At 48.3% G+C, this 21,776-nt stretch carries 20 protein-coding genes; 11 read left to right on the forward strand and 9 right to left on the reverse strand.

The window, feature by feature from the left end; translation table 11 throughout:
- Positions 1-173 precede the first annotated feature (173 nt).
- Entirely contained in the window at positions 174-920 is a 747-nt protein-coding gene (fabG, locus tag CWM47_RS07445; protein WP_100987390.1) for a 3-oxoacyl-[acyl-carrier-protein] reductase, read from the forward strand.
- A 119-nt stretch (positions 921-1,039) separates the two neighbouring features.
- Complete coding sequence (locus CWM47_RS07450) at positions 1,040-3,154, forward strand: vWA domain-containing protein (RefSeq protein WP_100987391.1); 2,115 nt, start codon at positions 1,040-1,042, stop codon at positions 3,152-3,154.
- 113 nt (positions 3,155-3,267) lie between these two features.
- Here the strand turns inward: CWM47_RS07450 and CWM47_RS07455 are convergent, their stop codons facing one another.
- From CWM47_RS07455 to CWM47_RS07470, 4 genes are all read right to left on the reverse strand, one after another.
- Positions 3,268-5,412, reverse strand: a complete 2,145-nt coding sequence (locus CWM47_RS07455) for an outer membrane protein assembly factor BamB family protein (protein ID WP_100993773.1) — start codon at positions 5,410-5,412, stop codon at positions 3,268-3,270.
- 158 nt (positions 5,413-5,570) lie between these two features.
- Positions 5,571-7,004 carry a DEAD/DEAH box helicase gene (locus tag CWM47_RS07460; RefSeq protein ID WP_100987392.1) on the reverse strand — a complete coding sequence of 478 codons (1,434 nt, stop codon included), beginning with the start codon at positions 7,002-7,004 and terminating at the stop codon, positions 5,571-5,573.
- A 203-nt stretch (positions 7,005-7,207) separates the two neighbouring features.
- A complete protein-coding gene (locus CWM47_RS07465) occupies positions 7,208-7,981 on the reverse strand; it encodes an SDR family NAD(P)-dependent oxidoreductase (RefSeq protein ID WP_100987393.1) in 774 nt (257 codons plus the stop codon).
- Between the two features lie 145 nt (positions 7,982-8,126).
- On the reverse strand, positions 8,127-8,942 hold the full coding sequence (locus CWM47_RS07470) for a phytanoyl-CoA dioxygenase family protein (RefSeq protein ID WP_100987394.1): 816 nt from the start codon (positions 8,940-8,942) through the stop codon (positions 8,127-8,129).
- 237 nt (positions 8,943-9,179) lie between these two features.
- Between CWM47_RS07470 and CWM47_RS07475 the strand changes: the two genes are divergently transcribed.
- Positions 9,180-10,259 (forward strand): BamA/TamA family outer membrane protein, encoded by a 1,080-nt coding sequence (locus CWM47_RS07475; protein ID WP_240625755.1) that lies wholly within the window; start codon positions 9,180-9,182, stop codon positions 10,257-10,259.
- Between the two features lie 109 nt (positions 10,260-10,368).
- Here CWM47_RS07475 and CWM47_RS07480 read toward each other — a convergent pair whose 3' ends face one another.
- The 3 genes from CWM47_RS07480 to asnS all read right to left on the reverse strand — a co-directional run bounded on the left by CWM47_RS07480 (position 10,369) and on the right by asnS (position 13,714).
- Positions 10,369-11,037, reverse strand: a complete 669-nt coding sequence (locus CWM47_RS07480) for a phosphatase PAP2-related protein (RefSeq protein WP_100987395.1) — start codon at positions 11,035-11,037, stop codon at positions 10,369-10,371.
- 64 nt (positions 11,038-11,101) lie between these two features.
- Positions 11,102-12,184, reverse strand: coding sequence for a complex I subunit 1/NuoH family protein (locus CWM47_RS07485; protein WP_100987396.1), 1,083 nt, complete (start codon positions 12,182-12,184; stop codon positions 11,102-11,104).
- Positions 12,185-12,256: 72 nt separating this feature from the next.
- Entirely contained in the window at positions 12,257-13,714 is a 1,458-nt protein-coding gene (asnS, locus tag CWM47_RS07490) for an asparagine--tRNA ligase (RefSeq protein WP_100987397.1), read from the reverse strand.
- Between the two features lie 183 nt (positions 13,715-13,897).
- Between asnS and CWM47_RS07495 the strand changes: the two genes are divergently transcribed.
- From CWM47_RS07495 to gloA2, 3 genes are all read left to right on the forward strand, one after another.
- The gene (locus CWM47_RS07495) at positions 13,898-14,398 is read left to right on the forward strand and encodes a SixA phosphatase family protein (RefSeq protein ID WP_100987398.1); all 501 of its coding nucleotides are present in this window, start codon (positions 13,898-13,900) and stop codon (positions 14,396-14,398) included.
- Positions 14,399-14,523: 125 nt separating this feature from the next.
- Positions 14,524-14,718: a hypothetical protein gene (locus CWM47_RS07500; protein WP_100987399.1), complete on the forward strand. Its 195-nt coding sequence runs from the start codon at positions 14,524-14,526 to the stop codon at positions 14,716-14,718.
- A 6-nt stretch (positions 14,719-14,724) separates the two neighbouring features.
- On the forward strand, positions 14,725-15,114 hold the full coding sequence (gloA2, locus tag CWM47_RS07505) for an SMU1112c/YaeR family gloxylase I-like metalloprotein (protein WP_100987400.1): 390 nt from the start codon (positions 14,725-14,727) through the stop codon (positions 15,112-15,114).
- 76 nt (positions 15,115-15,190) lie between these two features.
- On the opposite strand, the gene CWM47_RS07510 is transcribed toward gloA2, so the two are convergent.
- Positions 15,191-16,387, reverse strand: coding sequence for an aminotransferase class V-fold PLP-dependent enzyme (locus CWM47_RS07510; protein WP_100987401.1), 1,197 nt, complete (start codon positions 16,385-16,387; stop codon positions 15,191-15,193).
- An 80-nt stretch (positions 16,388-16,467) separates the two neighbouring features.
- Here CWM47_RS07510 and CWM47_RS07515 point away from each other — a divergent pair, with 80 nt between their 5' ends.
- Positions 16,468-17,004 (forward strand): hypothetical protein, encoded by a 537-nt coding sequence (locus tag CWM47_RS07515; protein WP_100987402.1) that lies wholly within the window; start codon positions 16,468-16,470, stop codon positions 17,002-17,004.
- 135 nt (positions 17,005-17,139) lie between these two features.
- On the opposite strand, the gene xerD is transcribed toward CWM47_RS07515, so the two are convergent.
- Positions 17,140-18,069 carry a site-specific tyrosine recombinase XerD gene (xerD, locus tag CWM47_RS07520; protein WP_100987403.1) on the reverse strand — a complete coding sequence of 310 codons (930 nt, stop codon included), beginning with the start codon at positions 18,067-18,069 and terminating at the stop codon, positions 17,140-17,142.
- Positions 18,070-18,169: 100 nt separating this feature from the next.
- On the opposite strand from xerD, the gene aroQ reads away from it, so the two are divergent.
- The 4 genes from aroQ (at position 18,170) to CWM47_RS07540 (ending at position 21,735) form a co-directional block, all read left to right on the forward strand.
- Positions 18,170-18,598, forward strand: a complete 429-nt coding sequence (gene aroQ, locus CWM47_RS07525) for a type II 3-dehydroquinate dehydratase (RefSeq protein WP_100987404.1) — start codon at positions 18,170-18,172, stop codon at positions 18,596-18,598.
- Between the two features lie 84 nt (positions 18,599-18,682).
- On the forward strand, positions 18,683-19,735 hold the full coding sequence (locus CWM47_RS07530) for an aminotransferase class V-fold PLP-dependent enzyme (protein ID WP_100993775.1): 1,053 nt from the start codon (positions 18,683-18,685) through the stop codon (positions 19,733-19,735).
- A gap of 57 nt (positions 19,736-19,792) precedes the next feature.
- Positions 19,793-20,368 (forward strand): MarC family protein, encoded by a 576-nt coding sequence (locus CWM47_RS07535; RefSeq protein ID WP_100987405.1) that lies wholly within the window; start codon positions 19,793-19,795, stop codon positions 20,366-20,368.
- Between the two features lie 332 nt (positions 20,369-20,700).
- Positions 20,701-21,735 carry a glutamine synthetase beta-grasp domain-containing protein gene (locus CWM47_RS07540; RefSeq protein ID WP_100987406.1) on the forward strand — a complete coding sequence of 345 codons (1,035 nt, stop codon included), beginning with the start codon at positions 20,701-20,703 and terminating at the stop codon, positions 21,733-21,735.
- The last annotated feature ends 41 nt before the right edge of the window (positions 21,736-21,776 follow it).

The following is a 21,776-nucleotide window of genomic DNA, read 5'->3' on the forward strand; positions in this document are numbered from 1 at the left end:
GTAACACAGCTTATCGGCGAAACCAAAACCTATGCGTACCTTGTCATTTGCGACCAAACCACTAATTTTGGCTAAACTTATTAAATTATTAGTGCATAATGCATAACGGAAAATGCATAACGATAAAGTAGACTTCATCTGCTTTTTTGTTCATTTCCCATTACTTATTATCAATGGATTTACTGAAAGGAAAAGTTGCGCTGATTACGGGTGCGTCGCGTGGAATTGGTCGGGCTATGGCCCAGAAATTTGCACAGGAAGGAGCGAGTGTTGCCTTTACGTATCTGTCGAATGTTGAGAAAGGTCAGGCACTGGAAGAAGAACTTAGGGCGTTTGGCGGACAAGTGAGAGGCTACCGTTCCGATGCATCGGATCATAAAGCAGCCGAAGAACTCATTACTCAGGTTCTTGCTGATTTCGGTAAGCTTGATGTGCTGGTTAATAATGCCGGCATTACAAAAGATGGTCTACTGATGCGTATGACCGAAGAGCAATGGGATACCGTAATTAACGTTAACTTAAAGTCGGTCTTTAACCTCACTAAAGCAGCCATCAAAACTATGATGAAGGCGAAGTCGGGGTCGATTATAAACCTGACATCTGTAGTGGGCATCCGGGGTAACGCGGGGCAAGCCAACTATGCAGCGTCTAAAGCAGGTATTATTGGTTTTACCAAGTCGGTTGCCCTTGAATTAGGCTCGCGAAATATCCGTTCAAACGCCATTGCACCGGGTTTTATCGAGACAGAAATGACTGGCGAAATCAATGAAAAAGCGCTTGAAGAGTGGAAACAGCAAATTCCAATGAAACGTGGAGGCCAACCTGAGGAAATAGCCGATTGTGCTGTTTTCTTGGCCTCCGACCTCTCCCGCTACATCACCGGTCAAGTGCTGCAAGTGGATGGAGGAATGCTAACCTAGAAAGGGAGGAAGGAGGAAAGGGAAGAGAGGGAGGAAGGAAATTGCAAACGTCACTTGGTTCGTTTATCAGTAGTTCCCTTCCCCCTTTCTTCCCTTTCTTCCTTTTCTTCCACCAATTTATGAACTTCATTTTTCAATCCTCGCCCTGGTGGATTTTGGTATGTCTGCTCGTTGGAGCAGTCTATGCGTTTGCTTTGTATCAACCAATACCCCGATTTGTGGGTAGCGGCACTGCCACGGGTGGATTTGATAAACGGACAACCTATGGATTGGCCGCACTACGATTCGTTGTGGTCAGTTTTCTGACCTTTTTGCTGTTGAATCCCCTAATTCGCAGTCTGCGAACGTTAACGGAAAAACCAAAGGTCGTACTTGCCATTGACAATTCGGAGTCGGTGGCTGCTGCTGGCAGGCCCGCACTTACGAAGGCACTGGCCGAGTTGCAAACGCTTCAGAAACAGTTGACCGACAAAGGATTGGATGTATCCATTCATACATTTGGCGATTCTATTTCGGGCGACTTGACGCAGATTCCCTTCACCCAGCGCACGTCCGATTTATCGGGCTTGCTGTCGAGTATTCGATCTGATTACGAAGGCCGCAACCTGACCGATGTGGTGCTGGTTTCGGATGGCATCTTCAACCAGGGCCTTTCGCCCACCTTTGGTCAATATCCATTTGCCGTTCAGACCATTGGTCTTGGTGATACTATTCCTAAGAAAGATATTCAGCTTAAAGGTATTATTGCCAACCGAATTGCCTATTTAGGTAATCAATTTCCTATAAAAGCCGAGGTGGTTAGTAGTGGCTTTCAGGGACGTGCCGCAACCGTTGTGCTGCGACAGAACGGCAAGGAGTTAGGGCGGCAGTCAATTAGTTTGGGGAAAAATGAGACGTTTAACCAACTGACGTTTCAGGCAACAGCTACCCAAAAAGGCGTTCAGCATTATGTGGTGGACGTGTTGCCGCAACCCGGCGAATTCAGTACTCGTAACAACCGTCAGGACGTTTATTTAGACGTTATCGACGGTAAAGAAAAAGTGCTGTTGCTAGCCTTGACACCCCACCCGGATGTAAAAGCGTTGCGCAATATTCTGGAGAAAAACCAGAATTATGAACTCGATGTACGTATTCTTACCGGAACCCCCGCAGAAGCTACGCCCCCCGCAGACAAAACCTATGATCTAATAATTCTGCACCAGATTCCCGACAATGGGGGAGCAGGCACTGCGTTGATTCAGAAATACCTGGCAAAAAATACGCCGGTATTGTTTGTACTGGGGAATCAGTCGTCGATGGGGCCATTCAACACCTCGAACCCGGTGATGCAGGTAAACGCCCAACCGAACCAGAGCGATAAAGTGACAGGGGTATTTAACCCTGAATTCAAACAACTCAATCTTGACCCGGCGCGGCTTGACATTCTATCCAAGCTGCCCCCTATGTTAGTGCCATACGGGGAATTCAGGTTGCAGGCCGGTAGCGAAGTTGTACTCTGGCAACAGGTGGGCAGTGTTCGCACAACCAAGCCACTGTTAGCACTAAACGTCACCAGTCCGCGCAAAACTGCTGTGCTGGCCGGAGAAGGACTGTGGGCATGGCGGCTTGAAGAATACGCCCTGACCGACAAACAGGAAGTCGTTGATGAACTGATTCAAAAAGTGATTCAATTGATTTCGGTGAAAGAGGACCGGCGCAAACTCCGGGTCTACCCAATTCGTAACGAATTTGTGGCTGGGGAGAAGGTTATTTTTGAAACTGAGTTATACAACGACATTTACGAGCGGTTGTACGACAAGCCTGTCCGGCTCGAAATCAGCGATGAGAAGGGCATAACGCGCACTTATAACTATACGCCTACAGACGCTAACAGCCGGTTTGAAATTAGTCGATTGCCAGAAGGAGCCTATCGTTTCCGGGCGAGCGTAACAGTCAACAACAAGGCTGAACAGGCGTCGGGGCAATTTGTGGTCCGCGACCTGCAACTCGAAGCCCTCAACACAACTGCCGATCATGGTTTGCTACGGCAGCTTTCGCAGCAAACGGGTGGCAAATTCTACAACGCCAGCCAAACCGAGGAGCTTGTTCGCACGCTGACCAACCGTCCGCATCCAGCCCGGTTAACGAGTACTGAAGAGATGAACGAACTCATCAACTGGCGTTGGTTGTTCTTTGTGGTGCTCACACTGGTAACGATAGAGTGGGGGTTACGAAAGTTTTATGGTGGGTATTGATTATCTATATTTATAAGCCAAATTAAGGTTAAAACAGTAGAGCCGCACTGCCATGTACATGGCAGTGCGGCTCTACTGTTTTAACCTTGTGTATTTATGAATCGTGTACTAGCCTACGGCAACGCGAACGCTACATACTGGTTCCCTTTCTTCGCACCTAATTTCCCTCCGCCACAGGCAATGACAACATATTGTTTCGTGCCGACCTGATAGGTGGCCGGTGTGGCAAAGCCAGCGGCTGGCAGCGTCGTTTCCCACAAAAGTTTGCCGGTTTTTTTGTCGAACGCTCTGAATTTTCCGTCTTTAGTAGCGGCTATAAATAAGACGCCACCAGCTGTTATAACCGGCCCGCCGTAGTTCTCTACGCCTGTATTGTGAATGCCTTTAGCGGCCAGTTCCGGTTCCTCGCCAAGGGGTATTTTCCACAAATACTCGCCGGTGTTCAGGTCAATAGCGTTTAGGGTACCCCAGGGTGGAGAAATGCCCGACAACCCTTTACTGTCCAAAAACTTGGTGTAGCCCGAAATCTTGTAGGGAACGTCAGGAGACTTGCTGCCTTTAGCTATCTGGCCAACAGCTTCAACTTTCTCATCATCGAACAGGAAGCCGATGATAGCTTGTTTTTCGGCAGCCGACAACTGAGTGAAACCCGGCATCATCCCTTTACCGTGGCCGATAATTTCCGATACATAGGCTCGGTCTCTGCGTTGTCCAATGTTTACTAACGATGGGTAGCCACTTGTTGCATTGCCCTTACGTTGGGCACCATGACAATTGGAACAGGTAGTGGTGTACAGTCGATTGCCAAGGGTGAGATGCGCCAGTTCGTCCTGTTTTGGGGCCAGATTGAGCGCAATAAGCCAGGCGGCTTCGTTGGCATTCACATACATGATACCATCTGGGTCGGTGGCGGCACCACCCCATTCGGCACCCCCGTCCAGACCGGGATAAATAAACGTCCCCTGGCGGCTTAGAGGTTGGAAAGTACCCTTTCGACTTCGCCGAAACTGAGCCAATAGTGAGTCGCGTTCGGTTGAATAGGGGTTCAGGTCGGCTTCACCAAAATTCTGGCGGGCAAAGGGAGCAGGACGGGTAGGTATGGGTTGTGTGGGCCAGGCTTCCTCGCCGGGAACATCGGATTTGGGCATTGGGGTTTCCTTGATCGGGAAAAGCGGCTTTCCCGTAACCCGGTCGAAGACCAGGACAAAACCCGACTTGGTAACCTGTGCTACGGCGTCAACGCGCCGGGGCTTCCCGTCGGGGCCTTTGCTGCTCAAAGTGAGGAGATTGGGCGGTGCCGGAAAGTCACGATCCCAGATGTCGTGGTGAACCGCCTGAAAATGCCATAGCCGTTTGCCGGTGCGGGCATTGAGTGCCAGCAAACAGTTGGCAAACAGATTTGGCCCTTTTCGATTGCCGCCGTAAAAATCAAAAGCTGCCGAACCGGTGGGTACATATACAATACCGCGTGGCCGGTCAACGGCCATACCTGACCAGTTGTTAGCCCCGCCAACATCGGTATTTTTGTAGGTGTCTTTAGGCCATGTGTCGTAGCCATATTCACCGGGTTGCGGAATGGTGTGGAAAGTCCAGACCAGTTTTCCTGTCCGAACGTTGAACGCCCGGACATGTCCCGGTGCCGCATCGGCTCCTTCCGACAACCGCACAGGCATGATAATGAGGTCTTCGAAAATTGTGCCGGGTGTATTCGAGATAACGAATTTATCTTTTGCTTGGGCACCCAGGCCTTCATGCAGATCAATGTGCCCATCCTGCCCGAACGCCGGAATAGGCTTTCCTGTTTTGGCATCAAGTGCGTAGAGCAACGACCCAACCGTATATAAAATACGGGCTTCAGGTGCCCCGCTGCTGGCCTTCCAGTAGGTTACGCCCCGGCTGGTACTAAGTGATTGCTTCGTTGGACTACCAAATTTCCAGATTTCCTTCCCTGTGGTTGCATCCAGTGCAATCGCCTGAACAGCAGGCGTTACGCTGTACAATACGCCATCCACAATAATTGGGTTCGCTTGAATCTGTCCACTGTCGGGGGTGGCGTAGGTCCAGGCAACTTGCAAGTTTTTTACATTATCGGGGGTGATCTGGGAAAGAGCCGAATAATGACTTCGGTCCGGCCCGCCGAGGTATTCTCCCCAGTTGGTGTAGTCATTGGGTTTGCTGTCGGTAGTATTCTGGCGGAACTGAGACCAGCCAACCACCAGAGCAACCAGCGTACTGATCGTAAAAAGCAATCGTTTCATGTAGCTAAAGGAGTAGTCTGACAAATCTACATCAAAAGCCATTGCCCTGGTATTACTCCCTATCTGTGTTCACTAAACGCCTGGAAATCCTAAAAACGATGGCGCATAAAAAAGCCCCGAAGAATATCCGGGGCTAATTGCTTAGTTATTGCAAACAACTAATAATTCTTATCACTGCTTGTATTGCTGAACCGGCTGTTTCCAGTGCCCCGGCTTTGCGTCTGCGGACGACTGGTGCTTCGGCTCGGGCGGCTGCTACTTTCTTCCCGTCGAGGTGCCGATGCGTTATTTCCCTGACTTTCAGATCGGGGACTTTGGCTTCTTGATTGACCGCCATTGTTCGACGATCCGGCTGAACGACCATTGTTATTTGGGCGACCACTTCCCCGACGGTTATCGTTGCGGCCCTGGCCCTGGCGGCTAGGCGTTGCTGATACGGCGGCTGCGGAAATGTTGAGTACAAATGGATGATTGTCAATTACGGGAACGTGTTTGCCAATCAGCTTATGAATGTCCCGGAGAAACTCAGTTTCTTCGGCATCGCAAAAAGATAAGGCAATACCATCGTGCCCGGCCCGGCCAGTACGACCAATCCGGTGAACGTAGGTTTCTGGTATGTTTGGTAGTTCGTAGTTGATCACGTGCGACAGTTCATCTACGTCAATACCACGGGCGGCAATATCGGTAGCGACCAACACACGTGTTTCCCGGCTTTTGAAGTTCGAGAGGGCACGCTGGCGGGCGTTCTGTGATTTGTTGCCGTGGATGGCCTCCGCACCAATACCAGCTTTCAGAAGGTCTTTTACGACCTTATCGGCTCCGTGTTTGGTACGGGCAAAAACCAATGCTGATTTAATATTCTTGTCGTCGAGGATGTGTACAAGTAATTTGCGCTTATCATCTTTTCCAACAAAATACATAGCTTGTTCGATAGTATCAGCCGTAGAGGATACGGGCGTCACTTCAACTTTAGCCGGGTTATTTAAAATCGTATCGGCAAGTTTGGCTACATCGACCGGCATGGTAGCTGAGAAAAACAGCGATTGCCGGTGAGATGGCAGTTTTGTGATGACTTTCTTGACGTCATGGATAAAGCCCATGTCGAGCATGCGGTCGGCTTCGTCAAGGACAAAGAACTGCACATCACGAAGATGCACAAAACCCTGATTCATCAGGTCGAGCAAACGGCCGGGGGTGGCGATCAATACGTCGATACCCGATTTCAGTGTGTTTACCTGTGAATGCTGCGAAACACCACCAAAAATAACGGTATGACGAAGGTTCAAATGGCGACCATACGATTCAAAACTTTCGGCTATCTGAATGGCTAATTCGCGTGTTGGTGTCAGAATCAGCGCTTTAATGCGTCGTGGACCACCTGTGCTTTTGCTGCGTTCTTCGTTGAGAAGTTGCAGAATAGGGATAGCGAAAGCGGCTGTTTTACCAGTACCGGTTTGAGCGCAACCCAGTAAGTCTCGGCGGCTCAATAAAATCGGTATGGCTTTTTCCTGGATTGGGGTTGGGTTAGTATATCCTTCTTCGGCAAGGGCCTTCAGGATGGGATCAATTAATGATAATTCGGAAAATTGCATGTGTAGGCTGGACGTCGGTAGGCAATGGAATAGGGTAATAATGTAGGTCCAGCATCCAACGTCTTTGTAAAGTTATATGTGTACAACGGCGACACTACAAATAAAGTGCCATTTATTAGCGGAATACAATTTGCCGGAAATGCATAGACCTGCCTGAATACATTGTAAGGCAGGTCCACGCATTTCTGACTACTATGGGAATGTCAATCGTAAATACTGCCGGCTGTTTGTTCGACGAGTCCCTTCGGGAGTAGCCACGCCATCAATTTCCCGGCTTTATTTAGCACACCCGTTACCACTTCGGTCTTACCAGCCAGTGTTGCAGCAACGGCTTGTTTGGCAACATCGTCGGGTGTCATATTAACCTTTTCAGCCGCCTTTCGGCCTTTATCGCCGATTTGTGCCCGGTCAACGAAATTCGTGTCGGTAGCGCCGGGACATACGCAGGTAACAGACACCGGCGTGCGTTTCAATTCCTGATGCAATCCCCGGCTAAACTGAAGGACGAATGATTTTGAGGCAGCATACAAACTTAATCCCGGCACGGCTTGGTATGCCGCTGAACTGCCAATGTTGAGAATGTAGGACTTAGATTGCTGCTTGAGTTGCGGCAAAAACAGGTAGGTCAACTCGACCAGTGTCGTCATGTTGACCGCCATCATGCTGTTGTGCTCGGCCATAGCATGTTTCTCGAAAGGACCGCTCAGGCCGTAGCCCGCATTATTTACCAGCATGCCAATGGTGTATTTCTTTTTGCTACACCAGTCAAAAACCTGTTGAGCGGCTCCGGTTTCAGCCAGATCAATAGCCAGGAAATCGGTCTTTATGCCATGGTCGGTGGCTAACTGGCCCGCTATCTCCTGCAACAGCGATGAGGAGCGGGCAACCAGCAACAGATCGAACTTCCGACGGGCAAGCTCTTTGGCAATGGAGAGACCAATCCCTTTGCTGGCTCCGGTAATTAAGGCGTAGGGCATAAAAAATAAGTTATAAAGTCAATAAGTCGGTAATGGAGCCGCCTGTCCGGTCGGTAAATGGCAAACACGAGCGTATTGCTTTTGCTTCAGCCACTTACCGACCGGGCGGGCGGCCCCGTTACCGACTTATTGACTTACCGACTATTTAGATGTTTACTTTCGAAATAAAGCGGTGATAGAATGGAGTTTTACTGTTGGCGTTTTTAGGCATGTATTTACCTGTTACAACAGGAACATACATAACCCGCCGACGGCTGCCTTCACCAACTAAAGGTGATTGTTGAGCCCGATGCCAGAGACGACCATCGTGTACCGACAAATCGCCTGCATTTATATCGAAGCCAATTTCATGCTTATCCGGCTCGTTGTCCACGAAGTATTTTTTTCGGAACAACATTTTGAATAGCCCTTGTTTGTGTGTACCCGGAATAACGCGCAGGCCACCGTTTTCGTAAGGTGTCGGATTCAGGTGAATGCCTACATTAAGCATCGGCATGATCCGCTGACCAAGAAAAATATCGCGTGGGCTATCTGTATGCCAGCCCATCTGCGAAAACTTACTGTTAGGCGTACGAATGTAATGGTTGAGAATAAGGCCGTCTTTTTCAATTTCAGCAATACGTCCTTCGTAAGGTTGAAGAAGATCAACAACGGCCTGAAGGCGTGGGTCCTGCAAAAATTCGTGAAGCGCCTTGCTGTGCTGAGACAGAAAACACATTCGTTGAATCATTGCATTTCCGCCTTCATCCTGACCAAATTTCAGCGGAACGCCATTGACTTTGTCCCGCCCTTCGGCCAGCCACTCTTTTTCAATTCGTTCAACCTCACTGATGAATACCTTAACTGTTTCCGGATTAATAAAATTACGAAAAACGATAACACCATTCTTGTTGAAAAATTGGCGTTGTTCGGGGGTAATGGTGTCGCCCAGCGTAAAGGGCGGCAGGTTTATTTTGCTCATATCGGTGGTTTACAATTCGGAGGTTCCGTCCTTGGTGCCAACCGGCGACCGCGCTCTGTCCGATGGGCGCAAGTTTCACGGTATATTAAAGGGCCAAATCTACGAAATTTACAATTTTAGGAGTACTTTGCCGCAATTTAATTAATGTGACTTTAATTAACGATCGTTCTTATTCTTGTGTGCGTTTTACTACATAAAAGGTTGATTTTGCTGTTAATCAGCCTGTTAATAGGTAGTTTGGGAACCTTAAAAGCCCAGTCTGACAGTATACCACTACCGCGTCAACCGATTCCAATTCAACCATTAAAAACCAGAAATACCCTAATTCTACCCTTAGTAGCCCGTTCCATTGAAACGGACTGGTCGGTAGGATTAGCGGGTTCGTTTACCTTTCGATTCAATCGGCATGATACTCTCACCCGTACTTCCAACACTCAGGCGCTGGCATTATACTCCCTTCGAAAACAATTTATTGCTGCTATTAATGGCACGACTTACTTTCCCGGTGAGCGTATTATTCTGAATCACCAACTGTCGTACAGTAACTTCCCCGACAAATTCTGGGGCCTGGGTAAAAACGCACCCGACAACCATGAGGAGGCTTATACTTTTCAACAGTATTATGTTTATCTGCATTTTCAGCGCAAACTCAAGGATCGCATTTTTCTGGGGCTTCTTTACGAATACCAGCGGTTGCTGGGAGTCGAATATCTGCCCGGCGGACTGTTTGACCAATTAGCTGTACCGGGTCGCTATCCATATCATATTTCTGGAGCTGGGTTAAGTTTAACGTATGACTCACGCAACAATGCGTTTGCGCCTGACAAAGGCGGGTTCTTACAGGTCTTTTTTAATCATTTTTCACCCGCTTTTGGTTCCAATTTCCAGTACACTAATTATGTGATAGATTTCCGTCGATTTATTCGTCTCTATCGACAGCAGGTGCTTGCCATACAGGCTTATGGCTTTTTTAATTCGGGTGATGTTCCCCTGCGGAGTCTGGCCAGTTTTGGCGGATCGAACAGCATGCGTGGATTTTATGACGGCCGTTACCGAAGCAAAAATCAGGTAGTCGCACAGGCCGAATACCGTGTACCTCTTTTCTGGCGAATCGGCGCAGTTGGTTTTGTGGGTGTAGGCAACGTGGGAAGTCGTGTGAGCGAACTGAATTTTCAGGAAATAAAATACTCCTACGGGGGAGGTGTGCGTGTAGCTTTAAACCGAAAAGAACGCCTGAATCTTCGAGTCGATTATGGTTGGGGCGTAGGGCAGAACCTATCCAATGGCCTTTATTTTCAGTTAGGAGAGGCCTTTTAGGGGAGGGGTAAATGGATAATGTAAAATTGATAATGAATAATTATTGCTGATACATAATGGTTTTACATTATCCATTATCCCTTTATTTACCCCTCAACAACAACTACGCTCAATTCTGCTGTTTTTCTATATTGTCCCAACCCGAGAGGGCAAACTTCTTACCAAGCCAGTAGAGTGGGTAGGTAAACGCAAAGGCACCCAGCACATCGACTGTATAATGTACATGTTGTACCAGCAATAAGCTGCCTACTACCAGCGAGCCAATAAGTGCGAACAGCCGATCCCACCACTTACGAAGGCAGAGAAACATTAGGAAAATAGATGACGTATGGCCGGAGTAGAACAGGTCTTTGGTAATGTACGTCTTCCCGTAAAAGGCATTACTAATAGGGTCGATGAGTGGAATCAGGCCAACAGGTGGATCGAGCGGTACGAGGTTAATACTGAGCATGCGTGATAGGCTGACGATGATGTATCCGTAGATGAACATCATGAATACCGCAGGACTGAATCGGGCACGAAGGAGTAAGAGTAAGGCGGTAACCCAAATTGTCAGGAAGATGCCAATTGACACATCCTGTGGAGGCAATTGTTTGAGCACCCAATCATTGAGAACAGGTCCGGAATGATGCTCAATAGTTTGGAAGAAACCTGGAAATGTAAATAGTAGAGCAAGGGTAGCAATGATACCCAAACTAAGTTTCCAGCGAAAAACAGGTGATTTCCAGGCCGTTTGCCAGATAAGGTCACTGGTTGGATTCGGTACGAGAATGGACATGTAAAACGGTAAAAGGCCGCAAAGGTACGAACAGGCTTTTATAATTGACAATCCTGTTTACAAGTCAAACCATCAACAGTCGCCAGATTCCCGAGATCAGCAGAAGAATCAATCCTACGGGCGTCAGGATTTTCCAGCATAGAAACATCATCTGATCGACCCGAACGCGCGGAAAGGTCCAGCGTACCCACATTTGTAACAGAACGGCAAAAAACACTTTCGACAGAAGCCAGAACGCGCCTGTCAGGTTTCCCCATATGGTGCCGGGGTCACCACTCGTCCAGTCGGCGAGTCGAACGGGGCCGATGTTGGGTAGGGGTGTGTTCCAGCTACCCAGAAACAGGACGGCTCCCAAAAAGGAAACCAGCAGCATCATGGCATACTCCGACAAGTATACCAAAGCGAACCGCATGCCCGAATATTCGGTATGAAAGCCGCCAACAATTTCCGATTCCCCTTCGGGCAAATCGAAAGGAGCCCGGTTGCTTTCGGCCAGCGTACAAATGAAGAAAACAACGTAGGCAATGAGCAGAAACGGATTACGGAGAATATTCCAGGAGAATATTCCGCCCCAATGGGTTACATCGATTCCCAATGATTTGAGGCCGAAGAGGTAGTTACTTTTGGTCGTGAAAATGCCTTGTTGAAAGCTGATCTCCTGCAAATCGAGGGTTTGGCAAATCATTACCACACACAAAATGGTAAGTCCGAGTGGTATTTCGTAAGAGATGATCTGCGCTACAGAACGCATCGCGCCAAACAAAGAATACTTATTGTTTGAACCCCAGCCTGCCATTAGAATGCCCACCACATCGAACGAGACAATCGCCATCAGGTAGAACACGCCAACTGCCGCGCCTGAGCCCTGTAAATCGGGCGTAAGGGGCAAAACGGCAAAACCTGCAAAGACAGAGGCAAAGATAAGGGCCGGGGCAAACAGAAAGAGGTGCCGGTCGGCGGCTGTTGGAACGATATCTTCCTTTTGAAGTAGTTTCAGCAGATCGGCAAAAAGCTGAAGCAATCCCCATTTTCCCGTTTCCATCGGCCCAAGTCGATCCTGCATAAATGCCGAGACCTTACGTTCCGTGTACACACCAACAACGACAAAGCCGGAGGCAAGAGCGAGAAAAATGGGGAGTGCGAGCATATTGTAGCGCCGGACCTCTGGTCCGGATATGTAAACTTGGTTTCACTACCGGACCAGAGGTCCGGCACTACCTTAAAATTCTGCCGTTTTAGGTGCGCGTGGGAACGGGATTACATCGCGGATGTTGCCCATGCCTGTTACAAACAGCACTAACCGCTCAAAGCCAAGGCCGAAACCTGCGTGGGGTGCCGACCCAAATCGGCGGGTGTCCAGATACCACCAGAGGGCTTCGGGTTCGATTCCTACTTCCTGCATTCGGGCAGTGAGTTTGTCGAAATCGTCTTCCCGCTGTGAGCCGCCAATAATTTCGCCAATGCCGGGAAATAAAACGTCCATGGCCCGAACTGTTTTTTGCCCCGGGTTTTCTTCTGACTCGACGTCTTGTTTCATATAAAACGCCTTGATATCACGGGGGTAGTTGGTGAGAATCACTGGTTTTTTAAAGTGCTTCTCAACCAGGAACCGCTCGTGCTCTGACTGCAAATCGACGCCCCAGCTTACTTCGTACTGAAACTGGCCTTTCTTTGCCGGTTTTGAGTTCACCAGAATGTCGATGGCTTCGGTGTAGGTTAACCGAACGAACTCGTTGCTAATAACGAACTGAAGTTTTTCGAGCAGGCTGAGTTCGCTTTGTTCCTCTTTCTTTTTGGTTTTTTCTTCTTCTTTCAGTCGATTATCCAAAAAGGCCAGATCGTCGGCGCAGTGTTGCAGGGCATAGCGAATGACCGTCTTAACGAAATCTTCGGCCAGATTCATGTTGTCTTCCAGCTCGTAGAAGGCTACTTCGGGCTCAATCATCCAGAACTCGGCCAAGTGGCGGGTCGTGTTGGAGTTTTCGGCTCGGAACGTTGGTCCGAAGGTATAGATTTTGCCCAGAGCCATTGCGCCTAATTCGCCTTCCAACTGGCCCGATACTGTCAGGTTGGTTTCGCGGCCAAAGAAGTCCTGGCTATAATCAACCTTACCTTCTTCGGTGAGCGGTGGTTTTGTGGCGTCGAGTGTTGTTACGCGGAACATTTCGCCTGCCCCTTCGGCATCAGAAGCCGTAATGATGGGGGTGTTCAGGTAAAAGAAACCGTTGTCATTGAAGTATTTATGTACGGCAAATGCCAGTGCGTGCCGAATGCGCAGAATGGCACTAAAGGTGTTGGTGCGAGGGCGCAAATGGGCAATCTCGCGCAGAAACTCCAGCGAGTGCCGTTTTGGTTGCAAAGGATATTTATCAGGATTGGCCGGGCCGTAAATGATAACATCTGAAATCTTGACTTCAACGGCTTGGCCTGCCCCCTGCGATTCGACCAACTGACCCGTAACGGCCAGGCAGGCACCGGTTGTAATGAGCTTGAGGGTTTCTTCGGGAAGTTGACCGGCTTCGGCTACTGCCTGAATATTATTGATTGTTGACCCATCATTGAGGGCAATGAAAACGGCATTTTTACTCTCGCGTTTAGTGCGGACCCAGCCCTTCACGGTTACACTGGCACCGATTTGGGCGGTTTTTAATAATTGCTGAATAGATAAATAACTCATACGAAACGGCGACCAGTATAGTGGTTATGGGCGTAAAAGTACGGATTGTCGCCCGAATCGCCCATAAAGGTGTTAAACACATTTCTATAAAAGATTAAAATTGCCGTTAAGTACAAACTTGTCCTTTACTGGTTAGTTAGCTGCCAAATACCGTCTTATTTTTGTATCAACTTTACTAAACACATGTCGATTACTCTGTTTATTGTCCGTCATGCTAAAGCCGAAGATCGGGCTACTTTTATGGCCGACCATGACCGTCAGCTAACCTCTGATGGAATCACGGCTGCCGCCCGAATTGGCCATTTTCTGCACGGGAAAGCTATTTTGCCTGATGTAATCATAAGTAGTACTGCACCACGTGCCAAAGACACTGCCAAGATTATTGTCGAACAAATTGGGTATGATCCAGCGAAAATTGATCTGGATGATGCGCTGTTCAATGGTGGTCCGAAAGCCTATCTGGCAGCCCTGAATGTGTTGTCCAATACGGTTCAGACGGCAATGATTGTTGGCCATAACCCGGATGTGTCCTATCTGGCAGAATACCTGACGCACCAATCTATTGGCTCAATGAGTAAGGGCGCTGTTATAGCAATTATATTTGATAGCCTGAACTGGGCCGAAGTCTCTGGACGAACGGGGAGCGTATTGTTTGAAATTAGCCCCAAACAACTTCCGAATTAGTTAATTGGTAGAGTAGTTGATTAGTTAAATTGTTAATTGAGTAGAAAGAAAAGCACACAGCAGCGAATTGGCCATTTGACCACTCCACAATTCAACTAATTTACCACTCCACCAATGCCACAGATATGAATCGAAATCGCCGAATTTTCATCATTGTTTTCATTGTTTTTACTTCGATCGTGATCTTGATAGCCATTGACATGGGCCGTCGGACTACGGCTCCATGGAATAAACGCCGGGAAGTTGAACGGGCTTTACCGGCGGCAAAAGATGGCGTTGCCGTTGATACAATGGCGACCGATACACTTCTAACACCCTAGTCCCTCATGCTCAACCTATCGGCGGTACATCACATTGCGCTTATTTGCTCCGATTATGAAACGTCAAAACGGTTCTATACCGAGGTGCTGGGGCTGACCATTTTGGGGGAGTATTTCCGGGCCGAGCGTAATTCGTATAAATTAGACCTGGCGCTAAACGGGCACTATATCGTTGAGCTGTTTTCATTTCCGAACCCGCCCAGGCGTCCATCCCGACCCGAAGCGCTGGGGTTGCGCCATCTTGCATTTGCCGTACCAGACCTCGATGCTGCTATTGCACACTTAAACGAAAAAGGCGTACTTACCGAACCCATCCGGGTAGATGAACACAGCGGTCGACGGTTCACGTTCTTCCCCGACCCCGACGATTTGCCGCTGGAATTTTATGAACTGTAGTGTAGAGCCGCAAAGGGTTGCGGCTCCTGACCGGATGGTTTTGGCTGAGGCAAAGGAGCCGCAAGGGGTTGCGCTCCTATAAATTGATAACCTTCCTCAACACCCGAATTAGGGCATCCACATCTTCGGGGGTGTTATACACATGAGGGGTGATGCGCAATGCTTGTGCCCGCGCAGATACCGATACCTTTTCGGCCTGTAGTGCCTGTTGAACAGTCATTGGATTCGTATGATCCGGTAACCACAAGCCAACCAGGTGGTGGCTGCGTCCCCGATTTTCATTTACAGGCTCAACCCGACAGCCAAGACTTTCGAGCGCAGGCCAGGCGTCACGCATAAGCTCTTCTGTATACGCTTGAATACGTTCAGGTTGCCAGTCGAGAAGTTGTTCCAGAGCAGCTTCGAGCATGGGCATCTGGAGAAAATGACTGTGTTCACCAACATTGTACCGGTAGGCTTTGGGGCGATAAATCGGCTGGTAATCCATCAGTCGATGAAACTGGTTGCTGTCGAGCCGATTCATCCAGCCTTCTTCCAACGGCGTTCCTTCATCAAAGGCCGACCCGAAATAGGCCAATCCCAGCGAGTAGGGGCCCATTAGCCATTTATAGCCTGCACAAATTACGGCATCGGGCTGAATTTTTTCCAGATCAAACGGTAAAGCACCAATGGCTTGTGTGCCATCAATGGCAAGCCATGCACCCACTTCCCGTGCTCGTTGTCCTATCGCTTCCAGATCGAACCGAATGCCGTACATCCAGTGAACAGGGGGAACGATAACCAACGCTGTGTCGGGCCCAATGACGTCCAGCACGCGTTCATTCCAAAGCGGTCCCTTCGGAAATTCGTCTGGTACGTTGATAGTTGTGATCGCAAGGCCAAGTTCGTCGCAGGCGCGATCCCAGGCGTAGACATCGCTTGGAAATTCACTGCCTACCAGCACGATTCGCTGTCCTGCTTCGATACCGGGTTTATTGGGCAGGTTTCGGGCCACCACGGCCATACCATACGATACGGAGGGTACTACGGCAATGCGTTCGGGATCAGGGTTGTTTATGAGTTGCGAGAATAACGTCCGCACACGAATAGCTCCACTAAAAAAATCGTCGGGTCGCAGGCCAAACGGATTCGTGTCGCGCTGAATAGCGGCATGGCCTGCCTGTTCAACCGATCGGCTTAAGGGCGAGCGGGTTGCGCAGTTTAAATAGTGAATGTCTTCGGGAAGCGTGAACTTATCTTTTTGGGTAAGTAGTGGCGTAAGAGCGGTTAGCATGTTGAAGAAGCGAAGTGGTTAAGTCAGTCTGGCACGAGGTTTGTTTATGCTATTGTAAATTCTTAAACAGTACGATTCCTATGACTACTCTGTTGGGCATCGGCTCACGTATTCAGCACGACGAGTTTGGTAACGGCGTTGTTATCAATCTGAAAGCGAATGGCTATATCGTAACATTTCTCGATCATGGCGTGAAGATACTCAAATTCGACGCGCCCCTGACTATTATCGAAGCCCTGGAGCCCGATAGCGATATGGTTAGTTTATTCGACGTAGAACAGTCAATTACGCGTGTTCTTCAGCGATGGGTCGACCAGACAGAAATTGTTCCACTGGGCGATAAATGGAAAGGCGGCAAGCTGATTCTAAAGCCCGGAAGATCCGATCTATCCCCGAAAGAAATGCCGATTGACGCCTTCTTTCATAAAATAGTCATGGTGCGCGACCGCCTTCGGGTACTTGAACAACGTATAAATGCCAGCGCCATCGACGACGAAGAGAAAGTAAACATTCAACAATACATCACCCGCATTTACGGTAGCCTGACATCGTTCAATCTGCTTTTTAAACACCAGCACCAACAGTTCGTCGGCGAAAAAAGTACGGCAGACGCCTAGTTCGCCGACGCGTAATAGTCAAAAATAAAGAGTGTAGTTTATCATTAAGTTTTGGGTTAGTTAAATTGGGGCTCCCCGCCATCGGATTCGATAGCGGGGACTTTTTTTAGCTGGGATTTAGCCTTTATACTTAGGTTATTCTATCCGTTGAGTCTTTGTATGGATTCGCTGAGCTCGTGGATGGTATTCCCGAAGCGTCTGTTTTAAGTAATCCCGGTCGAGGTGAGTATAGATTTCTGTAGTGGTAATGGACTCATGGCCAAGCATTTGTTGAACGGCCCGCAGATCTGCTCCGCCCTCTATTAGGTGTGTGGCAAACGAGTGTCGGAAGGTGTGCGGGCTAATTGTCTTCTGGATGCCTGCTTCGGCAGCCAGTTTTTTTATAGTTGTGAAAACCGAAATTCGCGATAGCTGTTTTCCTCTTAAATTAAGAAAAATAGTGTCTTCGTCGCCCTTCTGAACATCGAGTTTAGCCCGTACGTGTTCGACATACATAAGGGTATAGTGCATGGCATCCTGGCCGATGGGCACTAATCGGACTTTATCGCCTTTGCCCAATACCCGCACGAACCCCTCCTGGAAATAGCAATTTGTTAGCCGCAGGTTAAGCAACTCCGATACGCGAAGGCCCGAACTATACAGGACTTCGAGCATGGCCCGGTCGCGAGTGCCACCGAGTGTAGAGAGATCAATGGCCGACAGCATGTCTTCGATTTCGGGAAAACTGAGCGTGTCGGGAAGCTTTCGACCCAATTTTGGTGCTTCCAGTAATTGAGTCGGGTCGTGCTGAATCAGATTTTCGAGTATCAGGTACTTAAAAAACGACTTCATCCCTGACAGCATTCTGGCCTGGCTATGCGCCGATAAACCCAACTCGCCCAGATACATCAGAAAATTCATCAACTCTTTTTCTGTCACCTGCATGGGCGTCAGGCTGGGGTTGCTAAGAAGAATGTATTCATGAAGTTTTTCGGCATCGTGAAGATAGGCTTCTACTGAATTTTCGGCCAATGACCGTTCCAGTTTAAGGTAGTTCTTAAAGGCGTTTATATAACTTTGCCACATATCAAGTAAATGTACAATGTATGATGGGTAATGAATAATGGCTGGTAGGTCCTGTATTCTGCAACTTCATTATACATTATTCATTACCCATCATACATGTATGAAACAAATTCTGATCATTAACGGCCCAAATCTCAATCTGCTGGGCAAACGGGAACCGACAATTTATGGTAATCGCTCGTTCGTTCAATATCTTGAAACGCTCGAAGCCCTGTTTCCTGACGTGCAACTTCGCTATTTTCAATCGAATCATGAAGGCGAATTGATCGATAAAATCCATGAGCTAGGTTTTGAGGTAACTGGCATCGTCATAAATGCGGGGGCTTATACGCATACCTCTATCGCTATCGCCGATGCGCTATCAGCCGTAACGGCCCCGGCTGTAGAGGTTCATATATCTAATGTTCATGCGCGTGAAGAGTTTCGGCACCATAGTTACCTATCGGCAAAATGTAAAGGCGTTGTTGTCGGTCTTGGTCTGATGGGCTATGAAATGGCAGTGCGGTATTTAATGAATAATGTAGAATAAAAAATGTAGAATTTATAGTGAACAATGAATAACCTGCTGTACCGGCATTATACATTCTTCATTATGTACTATCAATTCATCAGTATGATAACCTTCTATCCCGGTCCGTCAAAAGTCTATCCGCAGGTGGCCGATTATGCGGTCGATGCCGTGCGTGAAGGTATCGTGAGCCTCAACCACCGCAGCGCGGGGTTCATGGACATCGTAAAGGAGACCGTTCGGCTGCTGCACGACAAACTCGACATTCCAGCCGATTACCATATTGCCCTGGTTTCATCGGCTACAGAGTGTTGGGAAATTGTGGCGCAGTCGCTCACGGCAGCATCAAGCCTGCATCCCTACAATGGCGCATTTGGTAAAAAGTGGGCCGAATATGCTTATAAAATTAAGCCCCCCGTTAGCCTGAGCGAGGCAGATGTATTGTGCATTATTCAAAATGAAACGTCAAATGGCACACAGGTCACGATGGAAACGCTGGCTCAGTTTCGCCGGGATTTTTCGGCCCTGATAGCGGTCGATGCTGTTTCGTCGATGGCGGGTATCGCCTTCGATTGGTCGTTGGGTGATGTCTGGTTTGCCTCGGTACAAAAATGTTTTGGCTTGCCTGCCGGACTGGCGGTACTTATTTATTCGCCAGCCGCGCTCAAACGGGCAGAAGAAATTGGTGAGAATGCCCATTACAACAGTCTCCTGTTTATTCACGAGAATTTTTCGAAATTTCAAACGCCCTATACTCCCAATGGTTTGGGTATTTATATGCTGATGCGTGTGCTGCAACAGCTGCCACCCATAGCTGTCGTTGATATCATAACAAAAAAACGGGCGGCTGACTGGTATACTTTTTTCGAGCAGTTCGGTCCAGGCTCCAGCCAGGCCCACGGTTCATTGACTAAGCCAGCGCTCAGCCCGGACTTCCGGCTGCTGATCAATGACAAGCCTGATCGCTCCGATACGGTTATTGCCGTAGAGGGTTCCGAATCTGCCATAAAGGCCATCAAAGTAGCTGCTCAACAGGCTGGTATCATGTTGGGAAACGGCTATGGGGACTGGAAGAATACGACCTTCCGAATCGCCAACTTCCCGGCTATTTCTGACGACGAGATTGGAACCTTAATGCAATTTCTTCGGTCATACTAAATTGTATCAATCATAAACAGCCAGTTTATTGAAGCCAGTCTGTTTTGCACTCTGTATATGTTTAGTTTTAAAGAAATCGTTTCCGTTACGCTCATCCTGTTTTCGGTCATCGATGTAATTGGGTCGTTACCCGTAATTATTGACCTGCGCAAGAAAGCGGGTAAAATCGAGTCTGAGCGGGCAACATTTGCTTCGGGCGTTTTGATGATCTCGTTTCTGTTTCTGGGCGAAAAGATCCTTAAGTTATTCGGGGTAGATGTGGCTTCGTTTGCCGTAGCGGGTGCGCTGATTATTTTTCTGATTGGTCTGGAAATGATTCTGGGACGAACGATCTTCAAATCAGAAGTGTCTTCGGGCGGCTCCACCCACATCGTACCTATTGCGTTTCCACTCATTGCCGGGGCGGGTACGCTAACAACACTTATCTCACTTCGGGCCGAATACCAGACACTTAATATTGTTATCGGTGTTATTCTTAACCTGATCCTTATTTATGCCGTTCTGAAATCGTCGGGCTGGCTCGAAACGAAGCTTGGCTCGGGAGGGTTGGAAGTGTTGCGCAAAATCTTTGGGATTATCCTACTGGCAATTGCCATTAAGCTGTTCAAGACCAACCTGATTGCTGATTTCTGATCACAAAAGGTTCGTTCTTTATTGTAGTTGCAAAAAGAGGTGATTTCTACAGAAATCACCTCTTTTTGCATGAGTAAACCTACTATTTTTCACTATATCAAGACGATCGGTCTATTTTCTCGGTTAACCACCCAAAATTATAATGTGATAAATAATCAGTCTAAATGTTGCATTTTACTGTACTGAACGAATTTAAATTATAATATTTCCATAAAAACAGTAAGAAGTACGGCTAAAGTGTATAATGGCATTTATTTTTTATTGTAAAGCGATACTATATTTGCTAAAAGTATTGTGACAAAACCCCTATTCAATTAATCCACTTGTACATCATGGCAAAGGCGAAGTTAGAATACATTTGGCTCGATGGCTATAAGCCCACACAAAGCTTACGTTCCAAAACTAAAATTGAGGCTGATTTTTCGGGTGAACTCGATGATTGCCCAATGTGGTCGTTTGACGGTTCTTCGACCGGACAGGCTGAAGGTGGTTCGTCGGACTGTTTGCTGAAACCAGTTTTTATCTGCCCTGATTCTCAGCGCAAAAATGGTTACCTTGTTATGTGTGAAGTCCTCAATGCTGATGGCACTCCTCACCCAACAAATGGCCGTGCCACGATTGAGGATGATGATAACGATTTCTGGTTTGGCTTCGAGCAGGAGTATTTCCTATGGGATACGTCAATCGACAAGCCACTTGGCTTCCCGGAAGAAGGTTTCCCAACACGTCCTCAGGGTCCTTATTATTGCTCGGTAGGTGCTCAGAACGCCTACGGCCGTAATATCGTTGAAGAACACCTTGACGTTTGCCTGGATGCCGGTTTAAATGTAGAAGGTATCAATGCCGAAGTAGCCACAGGTCAGTGGGAGTTTCAGATTTTTGCCAAAGGTGCTAAATCCGCCGGTGATCAGATCTGGGTTGCTCGTTACCTGTTAGAGCGCATTGGTGAATCATACGATGTGTCGATCAACTGGCATTGCAAACCCCTGGGCGATACCGACTGGAACGGCTCGGGTATGCACGCTAACTTCTCGAATACTGCGCTGCGTACATCGGGAAGCAAAGAAGTCTATGACAAAATTTGTCAGTCGTTCTCGCCAGCCGATGTTATCAAAGCACACATCGAGGTATATGGTGCCGACAACGAACTTCGCCTGACGGGTAAACACGAAACCCAGTCAATCGACCAGTTCTCATACGGTATCTCCGACCGGGGCGCTTCGATCCGTATCCCTATCGCTACGGTAGAACGCGGCTGGAAAGGCTGGCTGGAAGATCGTCGGCCAAACTCGGCGGCTGATCCATACAAAGTAGCTGCTGTAATTATCAAAACCGTTAAATCGGCTGACGTGCTGGAAGAAGCCTAAGCCCAATTCAATAGATCAACAAAGCCCGACCGCGTAAGTGG

This window comes from Spirosoma pollinicola, assembly GCF_002831565.1.
Lineage (GTDB): Bacteria > Bacteroidota > Bacteroidia > Cytophagales > Spirosomataceae > Spirosoma > Spirosoma pollinicola.